This is a genomic window from Flavobacterium sp. YO12 (genome assembly GCF_004119495.1).
Taxonomy (GTDB): domain Bacteria; phylum Bacteroidota; class Bacteroidia; order Flavobacteriales; family Flavobacteriaceae; genus Flavobacterium.
The window spans coordinates 93,404-111,252 of record NZ_NRQU01000002.1 but is presented as its reverse complement, the minus strand read 5'-3'; the positions used below and the strand labels follow the sequence as shown (position 1 = coordinate 111,252).

18 protein-coding genes are annotated in these 17,849 nt (G+C 33.2%); 12 read left to right on the top strand and 6 right to left on the bottom strand.

Features of this window, described 5'->3' with window-relative positions:
- Positions 1-137: 137 nt before the first annotated feature.
- The gene (gene trxA / locus BOW55_RS01140) at positions 138-455 is read right to left on the bottom strand and encodes a thioredoxin (protein ID WP_012023423.1); all 318 of its coding nucleotides are present in this window, start codon (positions 453-455) and stop codon (positions 138-140) included.
- A 246-nt stretch (positions 456-701) separates the two neighbouring features.
- Between trxA and BOW55_RS01135 the strand changes: the two genes are divergently transcribed.
- The 3 genes from BOW55_RS01135 (at position 702) to BOW55_RS01130 (ending at position 4,040) form a co-directional block, all read left to right on the top strand.
- Positions 702-2,366 (top strand): hypothetical protein, encoded by a 1,665-nt coding sequence (locus tag BOW55_RS01135; RefSeq protein WP_241686439.1) that lies wholly within the window; start codon positions 702-704, stop codon positions 2,364-2,366.
- 28 nt (positions 2,367-2,394) lie between these two features.
- Complete coding sequence (locus tag BOW55_RS21180) at positions 2,395-3,168, top strand: AsmA-like C-terminal region-containing protein (protein ID WP_241686438.1); 774 nt, start codon at positions 2,395-2,397, stop codon at positions 3,166-3,168.
- A 77-nt stretch (positions 3,169-3,245) separates the two neighbouring features.
- Positions 3,246-4,040: an HNH endonuclease gene (locus BOW55_RS01130; protein ID WP_129022610.1), complete on the top strand. Its 795-nt coding sequence runs from the start codon at positions 3,246-3,248 to the stop codon at positions 4,038-4,040.
- A 61-nt stretch (positions 4,041-4,101) separates the two neighbouring features.
- Here the strand turns inward: BOW55_RS01130 and BOW55_RS01125 are convergent, their stop codons facing one another.
- Positions 4,102-4,338 carry a hypothetical protein gene (locus BOW55_RS01125; protein ID WP_089053779.1) on the bottom strand — a complete coding sequence of 79 codons (237 nt, stop codon included), beginning with the start codon at positions 4,336-4,338 and terminating at the stop codon, positions 4,102-4,104.
- 366 nt (positions 4,339-4,704) lie between these two features.
- Between BOW55_RS01125 and BOW55_RS01120 the strand changes: the two genes are divergently transcribed.
- A complete protein-coding gene (locus tag BOW55_RS01120) occupies positions 4,705-5,019 on the top strand; it encodes an HPF/RaiA family ribosome-associated protein (RefSeq protein WP_129022609.1) in 315 nt (104 codons plus the stop codon).
- A gap of 231 nt (positions 5,020-5,250) precedes the next feature.
- On the opposite strand, the gene BOW55_RS01115 is transcribed toward BOW55_RS01120, so the two are convergent.
- Positions 5,251-5,910, bottom strand: coding sequence for an NAD(P)H-binding protein (locus BOW55_RS01115; protein ID WP_129022608.1), 660 nt, complete (start codon positions 5,908-5,910; stop codon positions 5,251-5,253).
- Positions 5,911-6,395: 485 nt separating this feature from the next.
- Between BOW55_RS01115 and wrbA the strand changes: the two genes are divergently transcribed.
- A complete protein-coding gene (wrbA, locus tag BOW55_RS01110) occupies positions 6,396-7,556 on the top strand; it encodes an NAD(P)H:quinone oxidoreductase (RefSeq protein ID WP_129022607.1) in 1,161 nt (386 codons plus the stop codon).
- Between the two features lie 49 nt (positions 7,557-7,605).
- On the opposite strand, the gene BOW55_RS01105 is transcribed toward wrbA, so the two are convergent.
- Positions 7,606-8,280 (bottom strand): hypothetical protein, encoded by a 675-nt coding sequence (locus tag BOW55_RS01105; RefSeq protein ID WP_129022606.1) that lies wholly within the window; start codon positions 8,278-8,280, stop codon positions 7,606-7,608.
- A gap of 185 nt (positions 8,281-8,465) precedes the next feature.
- Between BOW55_RS01105 and BOW55_RS01100 the strand changes: the two genes are divergently transcribed.
- The 5 genes from BOW55_RS01100 (at position 8,466) to BOW55_RS01080 (ending at position 12,549) form a co-directional block, all read left to right on the top strand.
- Positions 8,466-8,981, top strand: coding sequence for a nuclear transport factor 2 family protein (locus BOW55_RS01100; RefSeq protein ID WP_129022605.1), 516 nt, complete (start codon positions 8,466-8,468; stop codon positions 8,979-8,981).
- Between the two features lie 236 nt (positions 8,982-9,217).
- On the top strand, positions 9,218-10,600 hold the full coding sequence (locus BOW55_RS01095) for an ammonium transporter (RefSeq protein ID WP_089057305.1): 1,383 nt from the start codon (positions 9,218-9,220) through the stop codon (positions 10,598-10,600).
- Between the two features lie 138 nt (positions 10,601-10,738).
- Positions 10,739-11,416 (top strand): tRNA (guanosine(46)-N7)-methyltransferase TrmB, encoded by a 678-nt coding sequence (trmB, locus tag BOW55_RS01090; RefSeq protein ID WP_089053773.1) that lies wholly within the window; start codon positions 10,739-10,741, stop codon positions 11,414-11,416.
- A 42-nt stretch (positions 11,417-11,458) separates the two neighbouring features.
- Complete coding sequence (locus BOW55_RS01085; protein ID WP_129022604.1) at positions 11,459-12,097, top strand: LysE family transporter; 639 nt, start codon at positions 11,459-11,461, stop codon at positions 12,095-12,097.
- Positions 12,098-12,222: 125 nt separating this feature from the next.
- Positions 12,223-12,549 carry an MGMT family protein gene (locus tag BOW55_RS01080; RefSeq protein ID WP_129022603.1) on the top strand — a complete coding sequence of 109 codons (327 nt, stop codon included), beginning with the start codon at positions 12,223-12,225 and terminating at the stop codon, positions 12,547-12,549.
- A gap of 244 nt (positions 12,550-12,793) precedes the next feature.
- On the opposite strand, the gene BOW55_RS01075 is transcribed toward BOW55_RS01080, so the two are convergent.
- Together BOW55_RS01075 and BOW55_RS01070 are read right to left on the bottom strand one after the other, a co-directional pair.
- Positions 12,794-14,119, bottom strand: coding sequence for a PAS domain-containing sensor histidine kinase (locus BOW55_RS01075; RefSeq protein ID WP_129022602.1), 1,326 nt, complete (start codon positions 14,117-14,119; stop codon positions 12,794-12,796).
- 126 nt (positions 14,120-14,245) lie between these two features.
- Positions 14,246-15,589: a sigma-54 dependent transcriptional regulator gene (locus BOW55_RS01070; RefSeq protein ID WP_129022601.1), complete on the bottom strand. Its 1,344-nt coding sequence runs from the start codon at positions 15,587-15,589 to the stop codon at positions 14,246-14,248.
- 158 nt (positions 15,590-15,747) lie between these two features.
- On the opposite strand from BOW55_RS01070, the gene BOW55_RS01065 reads away from it, so the two are divergent.
- Both BOW55_RS01065 and BOW55_RS01060 read left to right on the top strand, forming a co-directional pair.
- Positions 15,748-16,992: an efflux RND transporter periplasmic adaptor subunit gene (locus tag BOW55_RS01065; protein WP_129022600.1), complete on the top strand. Its 1,245-nt coding sequence runs from the start codon at positions 15,748-15,750 to the stop codon at positions 16,990-16,992.
- A 108-nt stretch (positions 16,993-17,100) separates the two neighbouring features.
- Positions 17,101-17,808, top strand: a complete 708-nt coding sequence (locus tag BOW55_RS01060; protein WP_129022599.1) for an ABC transporter ATP-binding protein — start codon at positions 17,101-17,103, stop codon at positions 17,806-17,808.
- Positions 17,809-17,849 lie beyond the last annotated feature (41 nt).

Below are 17,849 nucleotides of genomic sequence, written 5' to 3'. Positions count from 1 at the left end.
CGATAGTTATCGGGAGTAATGAAAACTCAAGCAAAAAATTTAATTTGTGGAAATTAGTGAAATTCGCGGCAAAAAAACTCAAATAAAAAAGGTTTGACTTTCGCCAAACCTCTTTTATATAAATCATAATCTTACGATTACAACAAAGCGTCTAAACTATCTGCGTAGGTTTGTTTCGGAGCTACTCCTACTTGTTTTCCTACTACTTCACCGTTATGAAACACCAAAACGGTTGGTATGTTACGCACACCATATTTTGCAGCGAATTCTTGGTTTGCATCTACATCTACTTTACCAACAACTACTTTTCCTGCGTACTCATCGCTTAATTGGTCAATGATTGGACCAACCATTCTACAAGGACCACACCATGCTGCCCAAAAATCTACCATTACTGGTTTATCTGATTTTAAAACTACTTCATCAAAAGTAGCATCTGTTATTGCTAATGCCATAATTTCTTATCTTTTAAAATTATCGTCTGAATTGTTATGTTTCAAACTAGAGTACAAATTTAAAAATTTAAAACAAATGAAACATCATTCGTAAATTAGTTTTCATTATAAATGTATTGTCTTTAATTATATCAGTAATTAAAATCCAATTTTATCAATTTAAACTTACAATTAGCTTACTGTAATCTTTTTAAGAATAACATTCTTTTTTAGCTTATCTTTAATGATCCAGAAAAATTTATCCAGATGAGAGAAACTTTGCAACAAATAAAAAACTTTTTTCAATCGGTTGGTTTTAAAAAATATGCTAAGCGCTTTGGTTATTTTATTTTGGGACTTATAGCATTGCTTTTAATTGCCTGCGGAGGATTATCGATCTATTTCAACAGAAATAAAACCGAAATTATTGCCAAAGTAAACGCCAAAATCAACGAAAATATAAATGGCGACTTTCATATTGGCGACTTTCACTATAAATTTTTAACTGGTTTTCCTAATTTCACTTTAGCCTTAAATGATATCGAGCTCAAAGACAAAAAATGGAATACTCATCATCATACTTTATTAAAAGCCAAAGAAATTGAAGCCCGACTAAATATCTGGAGTTTATTGCATCATGAAGTTAATATTCATAAAATCCTCATTAACGACGCTGATATTTACATCTATAAAACGAAAGACGGTTATACAAATTCGGATATTTTTAAACCAAAAAAGAAAAAAGATCCGCAAAAGAAATCTGAAACTGAAACTACAATTGATCAAATCGACCTCAGCAATGTTCGGGTTACCATAAATAACCAACTCGGAAATAAATTGTTTGATTTTGATGTTCACAATTTAAACTCTAAAGTAAATTACGATGGAGACGATTGGAGTACTGACTTGTTTTTAGACACTCAAATAAACAGTCTTGCTTTTAATACCGTTCACGGAAGTTTTGCTAAGCAAAAGGAACTAAAAGGAACTTTGAATGTATCGTATTCTGCAAACAAACAGAAAATTGACATTGTAACCAAAGGTTTAAAAATAGGCACAGATTCGTTTGATATTGTGGCATATTTTAATATCGGAAAAACCAATTCGCTTTTTGGAATCAACATAGACACTCATATTTTATGGAGCAATGCATCAAATTTATTATCGGCAAATATCAGTTCTAAACTTAACCGATTTGATTTAAAAGAGCCCATTGCTGTAAACTGTGATCTAAAAGGAGATTTAAACGTGCATGACGATCCTAAAATAGTGGTGCAGGCAATGTGCAAAAACAATGAGCTCACGATTCCTGACGGACAAATTAAGAAATGCAATTTTAAAGGAATTTTTACCAATAATTTCAAGCCGAAGGAAGGTTTTAATGATCCGAATTCAGCTGTAATTTTAACTCGATTTTCTGGAGAATATCAAAATATTCCGCTTTCAATTCCGCAATTATCTATCAATAATCTTGAAAAACCTATTGCAACTGGAACTGTAAATTCTGATTTTGATGTCGAAAAACTAAATGAAGTAAGCAATGACAAATGGATTCATTTTTCTGAAGGTCATGCAAAAGCCAATTTGAACTTTCAGTTTGACATTGTCGATTTATACATCAACAAACCTAAATTTATTGGGAGTATAAATGTCGAAAACACTTCGTTTGATTTTATTCCGAAAAAAATTCATGCCGAAAAAGTAAACGTGCAGCTTGACTTTACTGAACAGGCTTTACTAATTAAAAAAATCACTTACAAACACAATAAAAACTCTATTATTATTGATGGTAAAATTGATAATTTCTTAAATCTATACTATGATGCTCCCGAAAAAATGGTTGTAAACTGGAACATTTATTGCCCAAATATTGATCTTAAACAATTTCTGGGCGTTTTAACTGCTTCTCAAAAAAAGCAAAACCGCTGTTAAAAATAAAAAACCAACGATCTCAAACCATTTGCGAACTGTAATCGAGAAATGCGCCGTTGTTATTGACATTAAAGCGGACAAAATAAATTACAATAAACTAACCGCCACAAATACAACGGCACGCATCCAAATGATCGATTCGAGACTGCTTATAAAAAATGGCTCACTGCAAACTTCGGGCGGCAGTATAACTTTTAACAGCGAAATAAAACCAAGCGGAAACAACTACGCTTTTAGCTCAAACGCACAGGTTAATCGAGTTGACATTGCAAGTTTCCTAAAATCGTTTAACAATTTCGGAATCAAATCTTTCAGTCCAAACAACATTAAAGGACGCCTTACAAGCACTGCCAATGTAAATGGTTTTATTAATAGTCACGGAGAATTAATCACCAATTCGATGCACGGAAAACTCGATTTTAATGTTAATCAAGGTGCTTTGGTAAATTTTCAGCCAATTGTAAAAGTTGGTAAATTTGCTTTTCCTTTTCGTGATGTCGAGAATATCACTTTCAGCGATTTGTCCGGTCATCTTAACATGCGCGGCGAGCAAGTAGACGTAAACAATTTAACGATAAGTTCCAGCGTACTGAACATTGATGTTGATGGAATTTACTCTTTTGGACGAGGAACCAATCTCGCCTTAACAATCCCGCTTCGAAACTCTAAAAACGACGCCAAACTCGCCAGCAAAGCCGAGCGCGATGCTGTTCGCGAACGCGGAATTGTCCTGCATTTAATCGCTCTTGATGATAATGGAAAAATGAAAATTAAGTGGGGGAAGAAGGATAAAGAAAAGTAAAAATCACTGCCGTTTTTATCATTTAAAAAATGATTCTATAATACATATTTTTTACATTTACTGTAAACAAATTATAAATGCCACAACCAAAAACCAAAACCAGACTTTGGACACGAGAGGAATTTATCGTTGCTCTAAATTTATATCTTACAATTGAATACAAAAAAATCAATCATCAAAATCCAGATGTAATTAAATTAGGCAATTTAATAAACCGAACCCCGAGTTCAATATCTATTAGATTAGCCAACTTTGCCAGCGTTGATCCATATCATCAACAAAGAGGTGCGGGAGGCTTGCAAAATGGCGGAAAAAAAATTCAGTCTATTTGGGATGAATTCTTCAATAATAGAGAAGAATTATTATTTATGAGTGAGGAAATTATTGCCCAAAAAGAGAATACATCTATTAAAAATAAATACGAAAATATTCTTTTAGATCTAAAAGATTTACAAGGAGAAACAGTTATTCGTGAAATCAAATCAAGAGTAAATCAATGTGTGTTTCGAAAAATGGTCTTAACAAACTATTCATCCAAATGTGCAATAACAGGAATTGACATTCCTGAATTACTATTTGCTAGTCATATTGTTCCTTGGTCAAAAAATGAAAAAGAAAGATTAAATATCCAAAATGGAATTTGTTTCTCTGCTCTTTATGATAAAGCATTTGACAAAGGTTTGATCGGAATAAGTACAAATCATGAAATAATATTTTCGGAAACACTTAAGAAGAAAAAAGGAACAGAATTTTTCGATAAATATTTTAGTTTAATTGAAAATCAAAAAATAAAATCTCCTCATATTGCGCCGCGAAAAGAGTTTCTAGAATATCATTTGGATACGATTTTTAATAAACAAACAGCATTATAATTAAAACCTAGATATTGGAAAAACAAAAAAAAGCCACTTCATCAGTGGCTTTTTCATTTTCTTAATTCTCAACCTCAAAATAAGGATTTAAAATCTCGGCTAATTCATTGAGCCAATAATAACCTTTTTCGAGGTTTATTTTCTCGGTTTCGAATGTTTCACAATCCCGAATTATACTTAAAGCAATTAAATAATTGATTTGTCGGATTGCTTTTGCCAGACTTTTGGGATCAACTGTTTGGTTGAAAAAATTGGCTAACCGCAATTCGGTTTCTTTTGAAAGCGTGTTTGTACTCATAATCTCGAAATTTAGGAAATATAAAACCCGTATGGGTTAGCTGTCCTACGCCTTCGAGAACGCGTTGTGGTTGTTTCCAATACCGCCAGCGTACCATACGGGCAAAAAGTTTTGTTGTGTTCATATTCTCGATGTTTAGGACTGCAAATATATTAAAAAACCTGAGCAGATTATGTGATTTTCTTACAATTTAGTTTGTTTACTCTTGTAAAGTTACTTGCGAAGATTCCTCTCCCGAAGCCTCGGGATCGGAATGACAAACAAGACGATAAATCGTATATTTTTTTCATAATATTTTACTAATCTCTTTGGCTTTTTGCGCTAAAAAAGATAGCTTTGAGAAACAATCATTAAATATAAACCGATATGAAAATTCAAATCAATACCGACAAGAACATCGAAGGACACGAAAGATTAGCAGCTTATTTTTCTGAAGAATTAGAAAAAGGTTTAGCTCGTTTTGAAGATAAAATTACCCGCATTGAAGTACATTTTGGAGATGAAAATGGAGAAAAATTTAGTGTAAACGATAAAAAATGTGTAATCGAAGTTCGTCCTGTAAAATTACAGCCTATTACCGTAACAGAACATGCCGATACACTCGAAAAAGCTTTTAGCGGCGCTTTAACTAAAGCAAAGAAATCATTGACTACTACTTTCGAAAAACTGAAGGCACATTAATATAAACATCACATACAAAAATGGCATTATCTCAAATCAAGATAATGCCATTTTTTATTTCAATAAACCTGCTGGTTCGCTCCACTAGGATCGTAAAAAACATTAAACACATAGAAACATAGATTTTATGATTCGAAAAGGAGACAAAAAGAAACATGTTTCTTTCACATAGTTGTTTGTGTGTATTTAAAATAAGTGAAACACCTAATTTTGACTATAAAAACTATGTTTCTATATGTTTAATAAAGCGTTCATTTCTTTCCAATGCAGTATATTAACTGGTTCGTTAAACTTCGTTGCGCTCTTAACCATTGCTTTTGCAATATCTCTGGCTTCAATTCCTTTATAAGCGCTTAGTTTTCCAATAAATAACGGATTAATGACTTTAAAAACTGCTTTAAAGATTTTTTCCAGTGGTCGATTTTCTTTTCGATCTCCTAAAATCATCGAAGGACGAAAAATATAAGTATGCTCAAAATTTAAATTAATAATATTTTGTTCTGCCTCACCTTTTGTTTTCACATAAAAAACAGATGAATTTACATTTGCACCAATTGCAGAAACCAAGAATACTGATTTTGCACCATTTTCTTTAGCGAGTTTTGCTGCCAAAACTGGATAATCATGATCTATTTGATAGTACACTTTTTTATCTGGTGTTTTCTTTTGCGTTGTGCCAAGCGAAATAAAAACTTCATCTATTTCAATGCCTTGCACTACATTGGCTAACGAATTAAAATCACCTATAAGCGTTTTTAATTTGGGATGCTGGATATTTAAATCTTTTCGAACAACTATTACAACTTGTTCATAAGCATCATCCTTCAATAAGTTTTCTAGAATGTACGATCCAACTAGTCCGCTCGCGCCATATACAATTGCTTTTTTCATAAAATAGAAAATTTGTTTTCCCGAAGTTAGAAAATTATCAGCTATTTTTTTGAATTGAAGCATTTAAACACACACAGCATGCAAAAGAATGCATTTGAAAAGATTATTTCCTCTACCAATCTCAAAAGCTATGAGAATAAAAGAAATCAATAAAATCAACTGCTAAATTTAAAGCTCCAGAGGAGCAATATATTTATAGCTAATTTGATATCCGTTATAAAAATCCAGCTCCAGCGGAACGACATATTATTTTTACTGACAATACTCAATATATCACCCCGCTGGGGTTCTTTTTTTGGTGTCCTTTTATTTTCTATAACTATTTCGTCCCTCAGGGACTTAAGATTAGTCCTCCTTAGATAAGACAATTAAGATAATAATAACGTTTTTCGATATTGTAAGAAGTAAATTTGCAGTCCCAAAAATAAAACTTGAAAACAAGTGCATAGTTGGGATTTTATACCATAATTATTAAAAACACATTCATGAAAAAGCAATTACTCGCATTATTAATCGCAGTTTTTATAGGCTTTGGCGCCAATGCACAAGTAAAAACCCCCGAAACAAATATTCTGGTTTTAATTTATTCGCAAAACGGAGGCACATATAAAATGGCTAAAGCAATTGCCGAAGGAATTCAGGAATATCCAAATACAAGAGCAATTATAAAAAGAGTTCCGTCCATAAATCCAAAAGAAAAACTAAATTCTGACGTAGAAAAACTGCCAGTTGCTGTTATTGATGAATTGGCTAATTATGACGGAATCGCATTTGGAAGCCCTGTTCATTTTGCCAATATCAGTGCCGATATGAATTACTTTTTCAGCCAAAGTATTCCTCTTTGGACTTCAAGAGCTTTAGAAGGAAAACCATCAACTGTATTTATGTCTGCAGGATCTGGCGCAGGAAAAGAAGCTGCAATATTATCTTTCTGGAATATTCTGGCTTCTCACGGAATGATAATTGTTCCTACTGGAATTATGGGAACAGCTGGTTTAGACAAATCAGTACCACAAGGAAATACGCCTTTTGGAGCCACCGCATTAACGGGATCAACTGGAACAAGACCTTCTTTAAGCGAATTAAATTTAGCTAAAGAACAAGGAAAAGCTTTAGCAAGAGCCGCATCTGGATTGAAAAACACAGAAAATATCAAAACTGTAAAAACAACTTCGGCAGAAATTAAAACTGATATCAACAAAACATTAAAAGACAACAACATTGTGCTTCCTGAAGCTCCTAAACCAGTTGGAAATTATGTTCCGTATACGATTTCGAATCATAAAGTATACATTAATCAAGTTGCCTTAAAAGAGGGAAAAATTTTAAATCCGGGTAAAGTTGGTGCAAATGTTACTGATGAGCAAGCGAAAGAAGCAACATATCAAACCATGCTGAATGTAATTGCGGTTTTAAAAGAAGCTTGCGGAGGCGATTTGAATAAAGTAAAACAATGTGTGCAGTTAACAGGATTTTTTAATACTACTCCTGAATATACACAACATGCTGGAATTATGAATTCGGCTTCAAATTTAACCGCTTTGGTTTTTGGAGAAAAAGGAAAACATGCCAGAGCTACAATTGGTGCAGTTTCACTGCCTATAAATTCGGTTGTAGAAATTCAGGCGATTTTTGAAATTGAATAGTACATATGATTTAAAACAAAAAGCGGAATACAATTGTATTCCGCTTTTTTTATGATTTTGGTAAAGGTGCTCCCACTGCAATATCACAGCGATGTCCTGGTTGTCCGTGTGCCGGATTCATTCCTTCGGCTACCTTTTGAGTAGTTTCTGTACTTAACAAAGCTGGAACTGGATTTGCTGCCGGCGGCGGCGTTACCGTAAAATTTTGTGTCGCTGTTCCGCTTTGCGGAGTTGAAGCCGCAGCAGTAGTAGTTTTTGCAACTGGCGAATTTAAAGGTGCTCCAACTGCAATGTCGCATCTATGCCCTGGTTGTCCGTGAGGAGGATTCATTCCTTTGGCCACTTTTGCAGGTGCAGCAACTGTAGTTGTAACTACATTTTTTTGATTCGGATTTACTTGTACCGTTTGAGCCGTCTGCATTGTTTGTGCCTGTTGCGCAGGAGCAGAATTTAACGGAGCTCCAACTGCAATATCACAACGATGTCCTGGCTTTCCGTGAGCAGGATTCAATCCTTTTGTCTCGCTCAAAACAGTATTTGGGTTTGCAGCAGGCATTTGCTGTTGCTGTTCTACCACTGACTTCGTTTTTGAGGTGTCTTTTGCCAAACCTAATTTTACTAATTCAGAAGTTGGTGTGCTCTCCTGAGGTTCTAATTCTTTTTTACAAGAAACCAGAAGTAAAGAAGTAATAACAAATGAACTTATAAAGATTTTCGGATTCATATCTAATGTGTTTAAAGCACTCAAATATACTCGTTTTTTTAAAACTAAACCTTAAAGGAATCTAAGATAATTTAAGTTTTACTTGAAGCTTATTTGAAGATTAATCTCGCCAAAGCGCAAAGTTTTTTATATTGCTTATTTATAGTTTAAAAAATTAATACCTTTAAACTAAAATAGTATCTCACATGAAAAAAACATTCTTATTACTTTTATTCGTTGCTGCTTTTGCAAATGCTCAAACCTCAGACAAAGATAAAATCAATCAAACAATTGATGCTTGGCACAAAGCTGCCGGCGATGTAAAATTTGAAGACTATTTTAACTTAATGGCAGACGATGCTATTTTTATTGGAACTGATGCGACTGAAAACTGGACTAAAAAGGATTTTAAAGTTTGGGCAAAACCTTATTTTGACAAAGGAAAAACTTGGAATTTTACAGCTTTAGAACGCCATATCTTTTTTGATAAAACTGGAAAAACAGCTTGGTTTGACGAATTGCTTAATACGCAAATGAAAATCTGCCGCGGTTCTGGTGTTTTGGTTAAAGTGGGAAAAGAATGGAAAATTCAACATTATGTTTTGTCAATGACAATTCCAAACGATGATGTTAATGCTGTAATTAAAATAAAAGCGCCAATTGAAGATGCTTTGATCGCAAAGCTTCAAAAAAATAAACATTTTTTGACTTTATTCTTATAAACATAACTTTTATAGCGCTTTACAGCTTCATAAATCAAATTAATTATAATACAATTGACAATTTAGGGCATAATTTAGAACGTCAAAATAAAGTAGTCTTAAAAAAAGAACTCAAATTTTACAAAATCAACTAAAATTAAAACACAACCACTATTTTAACAGCCCTCAAAATCTAAATATTTATTTTTTTTAACTTTGACCCCAAAAAAAATAGGGTTCAATAAAGTATTTGAAAAATGAAAATAGAGAAACGCTGGATCATTTCCTTTATTATTATAAGTATTATTTGCATTACGGGTGCATTTTGGCCAACTGTTACTGAAAACAGTTATGTTTTATCTGAATTTGGCACAACAGAACATATTGTACCTGCCGATGTTGCCTGGATGCTTACCTCTTGTTGTTTGGTTTTAATCATGACACCAGGATTGTCTTTTTTTTATGGCGGAATGGTGGGCAAGAAAAATGTCATTTCGACCATGCTTCAAAGTTTTATCTGTTTAGGAGTTGTAACACTTTTATGGGTTGTTGTTGCTTTTAGTTTAGCTTTTGGAGATCCTGTTGGTTTTAGTTCTGGAGATCATTTTTACAGTTTCTTTGGTAACCCAACTACTTTTGCTTTTATGGATTATGTGGGCGTTTTGCCTCATAAACAATTAGCCAACACAATTCCGTTTATGCTTTTTGCCTTGTTTCAAATGAAATTTGCCATTATTGCTCCGGCTATTATTACGGGTTCATTTGCAGAGCGTGTTCGTTTTATCTCGTATTTACTTTTCATCAGCTTATTTACTATTTTCATTTACGCGCCTTTATGCCACTCTGTTTGGTATCCAACAGGTATTTTAGGAAGTTATTTTGGCGTAAAAGATTTTGCCGGCGGAACTGTTGTACATATGAGTTCTGGTTTTGCGGCACTTGCTGGTGTTATTGTTTTAGGAAAAAGAAAAAACAGTCAGCATATACCAACTAATATTCCGTTTGTATTACTAGGAACTGGAATGTTATGGTTTGGATGGTTTGGCTTCAACGCTGGTTCTGCACTTGCTGCAAACGGAACTGCTGCTATGGCTTTTGCAACTACAACAACTTCATCTGCCGCAGCGATGTTAACTTGGATTTTCTTTGACCGAATGAACGGAAGAAAAGTTTCAGCACTTGGCGCCTGTATTGGTGCAGTTGTAGGTCTTGTTGCGATAACGCCTGCCGCAGGATTTGTATCGGTTCCTGAAAGTATGTTTTTTGGTTTTGTGACTGCTTTAGTTTCAAACTCTGCTGTAAATTGCCGTTTTTCGAAAAAATTCGATGATACGCTTGACGTTTTTGCCTGTCACGGTGTCGGCGGAATTATGGGAATGATTCTAACTGCAATTTTTGCGCACGGTAAGGATGCAAGTTTGCTGCACGGAGGCTGGAATGTATTTGCACACCACATGATGGCACTTGTTTTGGTTTCTATATTTACTTTCTTTGGAGCTTATTTCTTGTTTAAAGTAACCAATTTTATTATTCCATTAAGAGTTTCCGAGGAATCAGAACATATGGGATTGGATTTATCGCAGCATGATGAATCTCTTGATCCGAAAGCACATTCAATTACTGAACCTCATTACGGGTAAAAATATTTTTTTTTTCGCCACGAATTCACGAATTTTCTTTTTAAAATAATTCGTGAATTCGTGGCGGAAAACTTTTAAACCTAATTCCGCTATTTTCATTCGTTTATATTCCTTAATTTTGCGGAAAATTTTTGTAAAGTGGGAAGTAAAAATAAACTAAAAAGATTCAGAGAAAACGAAACATTTCAAAACGTTTTTCAACCAACTAGAGAAGAAGTTGTAGGCAACTTAATGCCTTTAAGAGGAAAATGGAATTCTGATTTCTTTAAAAATGATAATCCTTTAGTTTTAGAATTGGGATGCGGGAAAGGTGAATACTCTGTTGGATTAGCTGAAAAATATCCTAACAAAAATTTTATTGGTATCGACATTAAAGGTGCTCGTTTTTGGCGTGGTGCAAAAACTGCTGTCGAAACTGGTCTTCATAATGTAGCATTTATTCGAACTCAAATCGAATTAATCAATCATATTTTTGCAGAAAACGAAGTTGATGAAATCTGGATTACTTTTCCAGATCCGCAAATCAAATACAAAAGAACAAAACACAGAATGACGAATTCTGAGTTCTTGAAACTTTACAAAAAAATCCTTAAAAAAGACGGTGTCGTGAATCTTAAAACCGACAGTGAATTTATGCACGGTTATACACTTGGATTACTTCATGGTGAAGGACACGAAGTTTTGTATGCAAATCACAATGTGTACAAAAATGAGGGAAGCCCTGAAGAAGTTACTGCTTTTCAGACTTTTTATGAAAAACAATATTTAGAAATTAACAAGGCAATTACGTATATTCGTTTCAAAATTAAAGACTAATTTAATTTTAAAACCTCTTTTTTAACCTACTAAAACAACTGAATGGCATTATTCACTCCATTACTTTCAGGTTTTATTGCCGCTGCAATTGGGATTATTCCGCCGGGTTTAATCAATATGACGGCAGCTAAAATAAACTTGAAAGAAGGGAAAAAGAACGCCTTATGGTTTGTAACTGGTGCTGTTTTAGTTATTTTTTTTCAGGTTTACGTTGCTGTTTTATTTGCGCGTGTTATCGACAATCGCCCAGATGTTGTAACCTTGCTGCGTGAAGTTGGTTTTGTTATTTTTTCAATCTTAACCATTTATTTTCTATTTATTGCCAAAGAACCTCAAAGCAAAAAGAAATCGAAGATTAAAAAAAGCAGTAAAAAAAGCCGTTTCTTTCTAGGAATGCTTCTTTCTGGCTTAAACTTCTTCCCTATTCCTTATTATGTTTTAGTGAGCGTAACGCTGGCTTCTTACCATCTTTTTGCCTTCGAAAACAATACTATTTTTACTTTTGTTTTAGGTTCTGTTTTAGGTTCGTTTGCTGTTTTGTACAGCTATATTGCATTCTTTGGAAGAATTGAAAAGAAAACAGATTACTTAATGCGAAACATGAACACGATTATTGGAAGCATTACGGGTTTAGTTGCCATTGCAACACTTTTTAATATTTTGAACTATTATTTCGGATAATTTTACAGCCACAGATTAAAAGGATTTTTTTTACCTTGTGGTTAAATATTTTTCTCGCAGATTTTGCAGATCAGACAGATAAATCTATTTACTCCTTTTAATCAGTAGCAAAAAAAACTTAATTTATGGCTGAGGAAAATTTTTTCGAAAGAGTTTATGTAATCGCCAGACAAATTCCGTTTGGAAAAGTAACTTCTTATGGTGCAATTGCAAAAGCTTTAGGAACTGCTCGCTCTGCTCGAATGGTTGGCTGGGCCATGAACGCCTGCCATAATATGGATGATGTTCCTGCACACAGAGTCGTTAACCAAAAGGGACTTTTGACAGGAAAACATCATTTTGACGGAACAAATTTAATGCAGCAGCTTTTAGAAAACGAAGGAATAAAAGTAGTAAACAATCAAATTGTAGATTTCGAAAAACATTTTTGGACTCCTGAAATGGAATTTTAATTTCTCATTTCATACCAACTATAACCACAATCTTGTCATCCCGAGGAACGAGGGATCTCTGCAAGAAACTCCGCAAGCAAGGTTTTCAATCTTTGTCGAGCCGCTAACGAAGATCCCTCGTTCCTCGGGATGACAAAAATGCGCATATAACTTTGCTTCTAAACCTCCGCAGCTTAGCGACTTTGCGAGAGATTTATACGCGATGCTTAATATGAACTTATATCACTTATATGGTTCATTCTTCTCAAATCAAACAAATCACAAAGCTTGTTTTATCTTCGTCTGTCTGATAGCTTAAATATCCTCCGTGAGCTTCAATAATATTTTTTGAAAGTGTTAACCCAATTCCTGCACCGTCTTTTCTGGTAGTGAAAAAAGGAAGAAATATTTTGTCTTGAATTTCTGGATCAATTCCCTTACCGTTATCTGAAATTATGATAAAAAAGCGATTATTTTCAGTGTAACTCGACAAAAACAATTGCTTTTCTCTTTTTCCTTTCAGGGCATAAATACTATTCGTTATCAAATTTATGATTACCTGTTCCATCTGATTTTTATCAATCAAAATAGAACGCGAACTATTAATTTCATTTATCAGCTTAATGTTTTCGCTTTTCAAAATAGGATTCATTACCCGCAGACAATCGTCGAAAAGAGCATTAATCTGCGTCATTTCTTTCACCGGAGTTGGCAGCATGGCTAGCTTGCGGTAACTTTCGACAAAATCCTGCAAATGATCACTTCTGTTTATAATGGTCGAAATGCTGCTTTTTATATCTTCAAAATCATCTTCTTCCAGTTTTTCCTGATCTACAATTTGAAGTAAATTTTGCGAAAGTGCACGAATAGGTGTCAAAGAATTCATTAATTCATGCGAAATAATTTTCATTAAATTAATCCACGCTTCTTTTTCTTTTTTCTCTATAACACGCTGAATGCTATCTAATAAAATAATAAAATATTCTTTTTTATAGGTTTGAGTTCTCGAAGTCTGCAGTATAAAAGTCTGTAAATCTTGATCTTCAATTTTAATAGAAACTGCCGATTTTAATTCGCTGAATTCCTTTTTCTCAATTTCATAACAAAGCGATGGCAGATAATTTTTAAGATATTTCCAATGACTGACTTTTGGAACTTTAAATAAACGAGAAAAACAGTCGTTCATTAAAAAAATCTTCCAATCTTCATCTTCTTTTTCGAGAATTACAGCCGCAGTATCAATGTTATTTAATAAGGACTGATAAATAAGTTCTTTTGAAGTTTGTTCCTGATGCCTTGATTTTAGAGCTTCATACAAAGCATACAAACTTTTAAAATTGTCTTTTTTATTCTCTTCAGGAAAGTTCGTAGAAAAATCATCCTGCAAAATCGAAAGCAGTGTTCTGTCATAAAACTGCAATTTACTTTTTACATAAAAATACATTTCGGCAAGCATTGTCAAAGCGAAAGAACCTACTAAAATCGCATTGAAATAAAACATTTTATAGATTAGAAAAAAACAAAAGAAAAAGAGTATCATTACGAACAAAACTCGTATAAAAAAAGCATTATGAAATTTCCAGTTCTTCATTGATTTATTGTTTTTTCCTGCCACAGATTAAAGGATTAAAATGATTTTAGCTTTAAATTTTAGTTTCACACAGATTTACAAAATAAAAAATCTCAATTTTCGCTCTTCACTCTTTACTCTTAATTCTTAATTCTTTAAATCATATTTTTCAATTCTTCTATACAATGCCGCTCTTGATAATCCAAGTTCTTCGGCTGTTTTACTGATATTTCCGTGATGTTTAAAAAGGGCTTTTTCGATAGCCGTTTTCTCCATTTCAGACAATGGATTTTCATCATTTTCTGGAGTTTCTTCAAAATCTAAAATATCCAGATCATGTACAGAAATGGTATTGTTATCAGCTAAAATTAAAGCGCGCTCAATTTTATTTTCCATTTCACGAACATTTCCTTTCCACGGATATTTCTCTAAATACAGAGCAGCATTTTCTTCAAAATGCCAGTTTTCTTGATTGTATTTTGCCGCAATCTGATCTAAAACGAAATGTGCCATCGGAACAATATCTTCTTTGCGTTCGCGAAGAGAGGGCAGATTTATTTCCATAGTATTAATGCGATACAGTAAATCTTCTCTAAAGGTTTTATTTTTTACTTCTGCTTTAATATCATTATTTGTAGCCGAAATAATTCTTACATTTAAAGGTCTTGCTTTACTTTCGCCTAAACGAGTAACGGTTTTGGTCTGAAGCACATGTAATAATTTTGATTGCAGATGAAGCGGAATATTTCCTATTTCGTCTAAAAAAATAGTACCATTTTGTGCCATTTCAAATCTGCCGGCAGTGTCTGTTTTTGCATCTGTAAAAGCTCCTTTTGCGTATCCGAAAAGTTCACTTTCGAACAAATTATCACTCAAAGAACCTAAATCAACATGAACAAAGGCTTCTTTTTTACGTTCTGAATTTTGATGAATATACTCGGCAAAAACATATTTTCCTGTTCCGTTTTCGCCCAAAATCAAGACATTAACATCTGTTCTGGCTACTTTTTCGGCAATAGAATACGCTTGTTTTATTTTTTGAGAAGTCCCAATAAAATAACGTTTTTCGGTTTTTTCTACGATTGTTTTTTTGCTGTTTTTTCTGCTCTCCGAAACCGCTTTATCAATAATTTCAAGCAGTTTTTCGTTATGCCAGGGTTTTAAAACATAATCAAAAGCACCAATTTTAATGCCTTCAACTGCTGTATCAATTTTACCAAAAGCAGTCATTAAAATTACAACTGTTTGCGGCGAAAATGTTTTGATTTCTTTAAGCCAATGAATTCCTTCACGGCCGTCTTCAAAACCAATTCTATAATTCATGTCGAGCAAAACAACATTAATTTCATTTTCGCTTAAAATCGAAAAGATTTTCTTTGGACTATTTGTTGTAAAAATCGTTTCAAAATGTTTTTTCAGAATCATTTTGGCCGAAAAAAGAATTTCCTCCTGATCGTCAACAATTAATATTTGGGCTTGCTTTTTTCTCATGCTGTATTTTTTTGTCCGATTTTGAACGGTCAACTGTTCATTATCGAACACTCGCTTTTGGGATGACTTTTTTAAGCTTCTTTAAAATCAATGCTTTACAAATAATAAATTTTATGGCACAGTATTTACCTATTGATTATCAGTAAATTATTTAAAAAATGGACACGGTAATTCCTCGTAAAAATAGAAAATTTAGACATCTGACAATAGCAATTGCAGTTTTTTTAGCTTTGGGCACAATTGTCTTTTTTTCTTTCAATTCAAAAAGAAGTTTAAATGTAAAAGCAGAAGAACTTTCGATTCAAAAAGTGGAAAAAGCTTTTTTTGAAGATTTTGTTGTTTTTCAGGCAAAGGTTGAACCTTTAAATGTAATGCTTGTAAATGTTACTGAAGGAGGATCTGTAAAAGAGATTTTTGTCGAGAATGGCGCAATGGTTACAAAAGGACAATCGCTGGCTCGTTTATACAACCCAAATACTGAACTTAATTACTTAACGCAGGAAACTGCAATTATTGAGCAGATTAATAATTTGAATACGGGAAAATTGAACATTAGAAATCAGGAATTGAATTTGACTAAAGATTTAGTTTTGATCGAACATGATTACAATGATGCAAAAAGACTGTATGACATGAATTCTAAGTTGTTTGAAAAGGAAGTAATTTCTAAGAATGACTGGAATACTTTTAAAGAAAGTTTACGTTTTCAACAAGAAAGAAAAAAAACAATTCAGCAGAGTATTCAAAAAGAAAAGCAATCTAATCAATTGCAGATTTCTCAAATTAACCGCTCGATTCAAACGATGGAAAAAAGTTTGGATATTTTAAGAAACAACAAAAAGAATTTCTTGATTACTGCTCCAGAAACTGGTCGATTGACTTCGTTTGAACCTGTTTTAGGAAAAACATTTCAGGCTGGAGCAAGCATTGGAAAAATTGACTCGAAAAAAGGGTATAAACTGACGGCTGAAATTGACGAGTTTTATCTTGAAAAAATTAGAGAAGGCTTAAAAGGTCAGGTCGAATTTAAAGGAAAAACTCTTGAAGTTCTGGTAACTAAAGTAATTCCAGAAGTAAAAAGCGGACATTTTAGTGCTGAATTGGCTTTTACATCTAAAGAAAATATTGCCTTGCAAGATGGTTTAAGCTTTGGTGTAAAACTAATTTTGTCTGAAAAAAACAAAACAATGGTAATTCCTAAAGGAGCTTTTAATCAAGAGACTGCTGGCAAATGGATCTTTGTCGTAAAAGGAAATAAAGCGGAAAGAAGAAATATAAAACTAGGCAGAGAAAATCCTTCTTATTATGAAGTCTTGAGCGGACTAAACGAAGGAGAATCTGTGATTACCTCATCGTATACAGATTACAAGGATATTGAGGAATTGTCGATTCAATCAAAGTAAATTCAATCTTGTCATTTTTGCTATTAATCACTTACAATTAAAATAATTATAGAAGTTTCAATCATCAATCAAAAAAACATTTTTAAAAACATTTAACACCAAAAGGATATGATAACAATACAAAATTTAACCAAAGTATTTAGAACCGAAGACGTTGAAACTGCTGCTTTAAGCGGTATAAATGTAGTAATTAAAAAAGGAGATTTTTTAACCATTATGGGACCTTCGGGCTGTGGAAAATCGACTTTGTTAAATATTATCGGACTTCTAGACAGTGCTGACGGCGGCAGTTATAAGTTGTTAGATCAGGAAATGATTGGTTTAAAAGAAAAAGGAAGAGCACAAGTTCGTAAGGAAAATATTGGATTCATTTTTCAAAATTTCAACTTAATCGATGAACTTTCTGTTTATGATAATATTGAACTGCCGTTGCTTTACAACAACGTAAAAGCAGCTGATAGAAAACAAAAAATTGAAGCAATTGCAGAAAAACTTAATATCTCACATCGTTTAAAACATTTTCCGCAGCAGCTTTCGGGCGGACAGCAGCAAAGGGTTGCAGTTGCAAGAGCTTTAGTAAATGATCCGAAAATTATTTTGGCGGATGAGCCTACAGGAAATTTGGACAGTAAAAATGGTAATGAGGTTATGGAACTTTTAACTGATTTGCATGCTAAAGGTGCTACAATTTTGATGGTTACCCACTCTGATTATGATGCTTCTTTTTCGCAAAGAACAATTCATATGAAAGATGGTGTTATATTCTCTGAAAAGTTAAATCAGAGAAATGTTGATGTTTTTATGGACGCTAAATAAATTCAAGATGATAAACTTTGTTATAACTGCAATCGTAGTCC

Coding starts and splice junctions, on each gene's coding strand:
- BOW55_RS01135 (WP_241686439.1), top strand. CDS start 702: ATGAGAGAAACTTTGCAACAAATAAAAAACTTTTTTCAATCGGTTGGT.
- BOW55_RS01130 (WP_129022610.1), top strand. CDS start 3,246: ATGCCACAACCAAAAACCAAAACCAGACTTTGGACACGAGAGGAATTT.
- BOW55_RS01125 (WP_089053779.1), bottom strand. CDS start 4,338: ATGAGTACAAACACGCTTTCAAAAGAAACCGAATTGCGGTTAGCCAAT.
- BOW55_RS01120 (WP_129022609.1), top strand. CDS start 4,705: ATGAAAATTCAAATCAATACCGACAAGAACATCGAAGGACACGAAAGA.
- BOW55_RS01080 (WP_129022603.1), top strand. CDS start 12,223: ATGGCTGAGGAAAATTTTTTCGAAAGAGTTTATGTAATCGCCAGACAA.
- BOW55_RS01115 (WP_129022608.1), bottom strand. CDS start 5,910: ATGAAAAAAGCAATTGTATATGGCGCGAGCGGACTAGTTGGATCGTAC.
- BOW55_RS01100 (WP_129022605.1), top strand. CDS start 8,466: ATGAAAAAAACATTCTTATTACTTTTATTCGTTGCTGCTTTTGCAAAT.
- BOW55_RS01060 (WP_129022599.1), top strand. CDS start 17,101: ATGATAACAATACAAAATTTAACCAAAGTATTTAGAACCGAAGACGTT.
- BOW55_RS01065 (WP_129022600.1), top strand. CDS start 15,748: ATGGACACGGTAATTCCTCGTAAAAATAGAAAATTTAGACATCTGACA.
- BOW55_RS01085 (WP_129022604.1), top strand. CDS start 11,459: ATGGCATTATTCACTCCATTACTTTCAGGTTTTATTGCCGCTGCAATT.
- trxA (WP_012023423.1), bottom strand. CDS start 455: ATGGCATTAGCAATAACAGATGCTACTTTTGATGAAGTAGTTTTAAAA.
- BOW55_RS01095 (WP_089057305.1), top strand. CDS start 9,218: ATGAAAATAGAGAAACGCTGGATCATTTCCTTTATTATTATAAGTATT.
- BOW55_RS01070 (WP_129022601.1), bottom strand. CDS start 15,589: ATGAGAAAAAAGCAAGCCCAAATATTAATTGTTGACGATCAGGAGGAA.
- BOW55_RS01075 (WP_129022602.1), bottom strand. CDS start 14,119: ATGAAGAACTGGAAATTTCATAATGCTTTTTTTATACGAGTTTTGTTC.
- wrbA (WP_129022607.1), top strand. CDS start 6,396: ATGAAAAAGCAATTACTCGCATTATTAATCGCAGTTTTTATAGGCTTT.
- BOW55_RS01105 (WP_129022606.1), bottom strand. CDS start 8,280: ATGAATCCGAAAATCTTTATAAGTTCATTTGTTATTACTTCTTTACTT.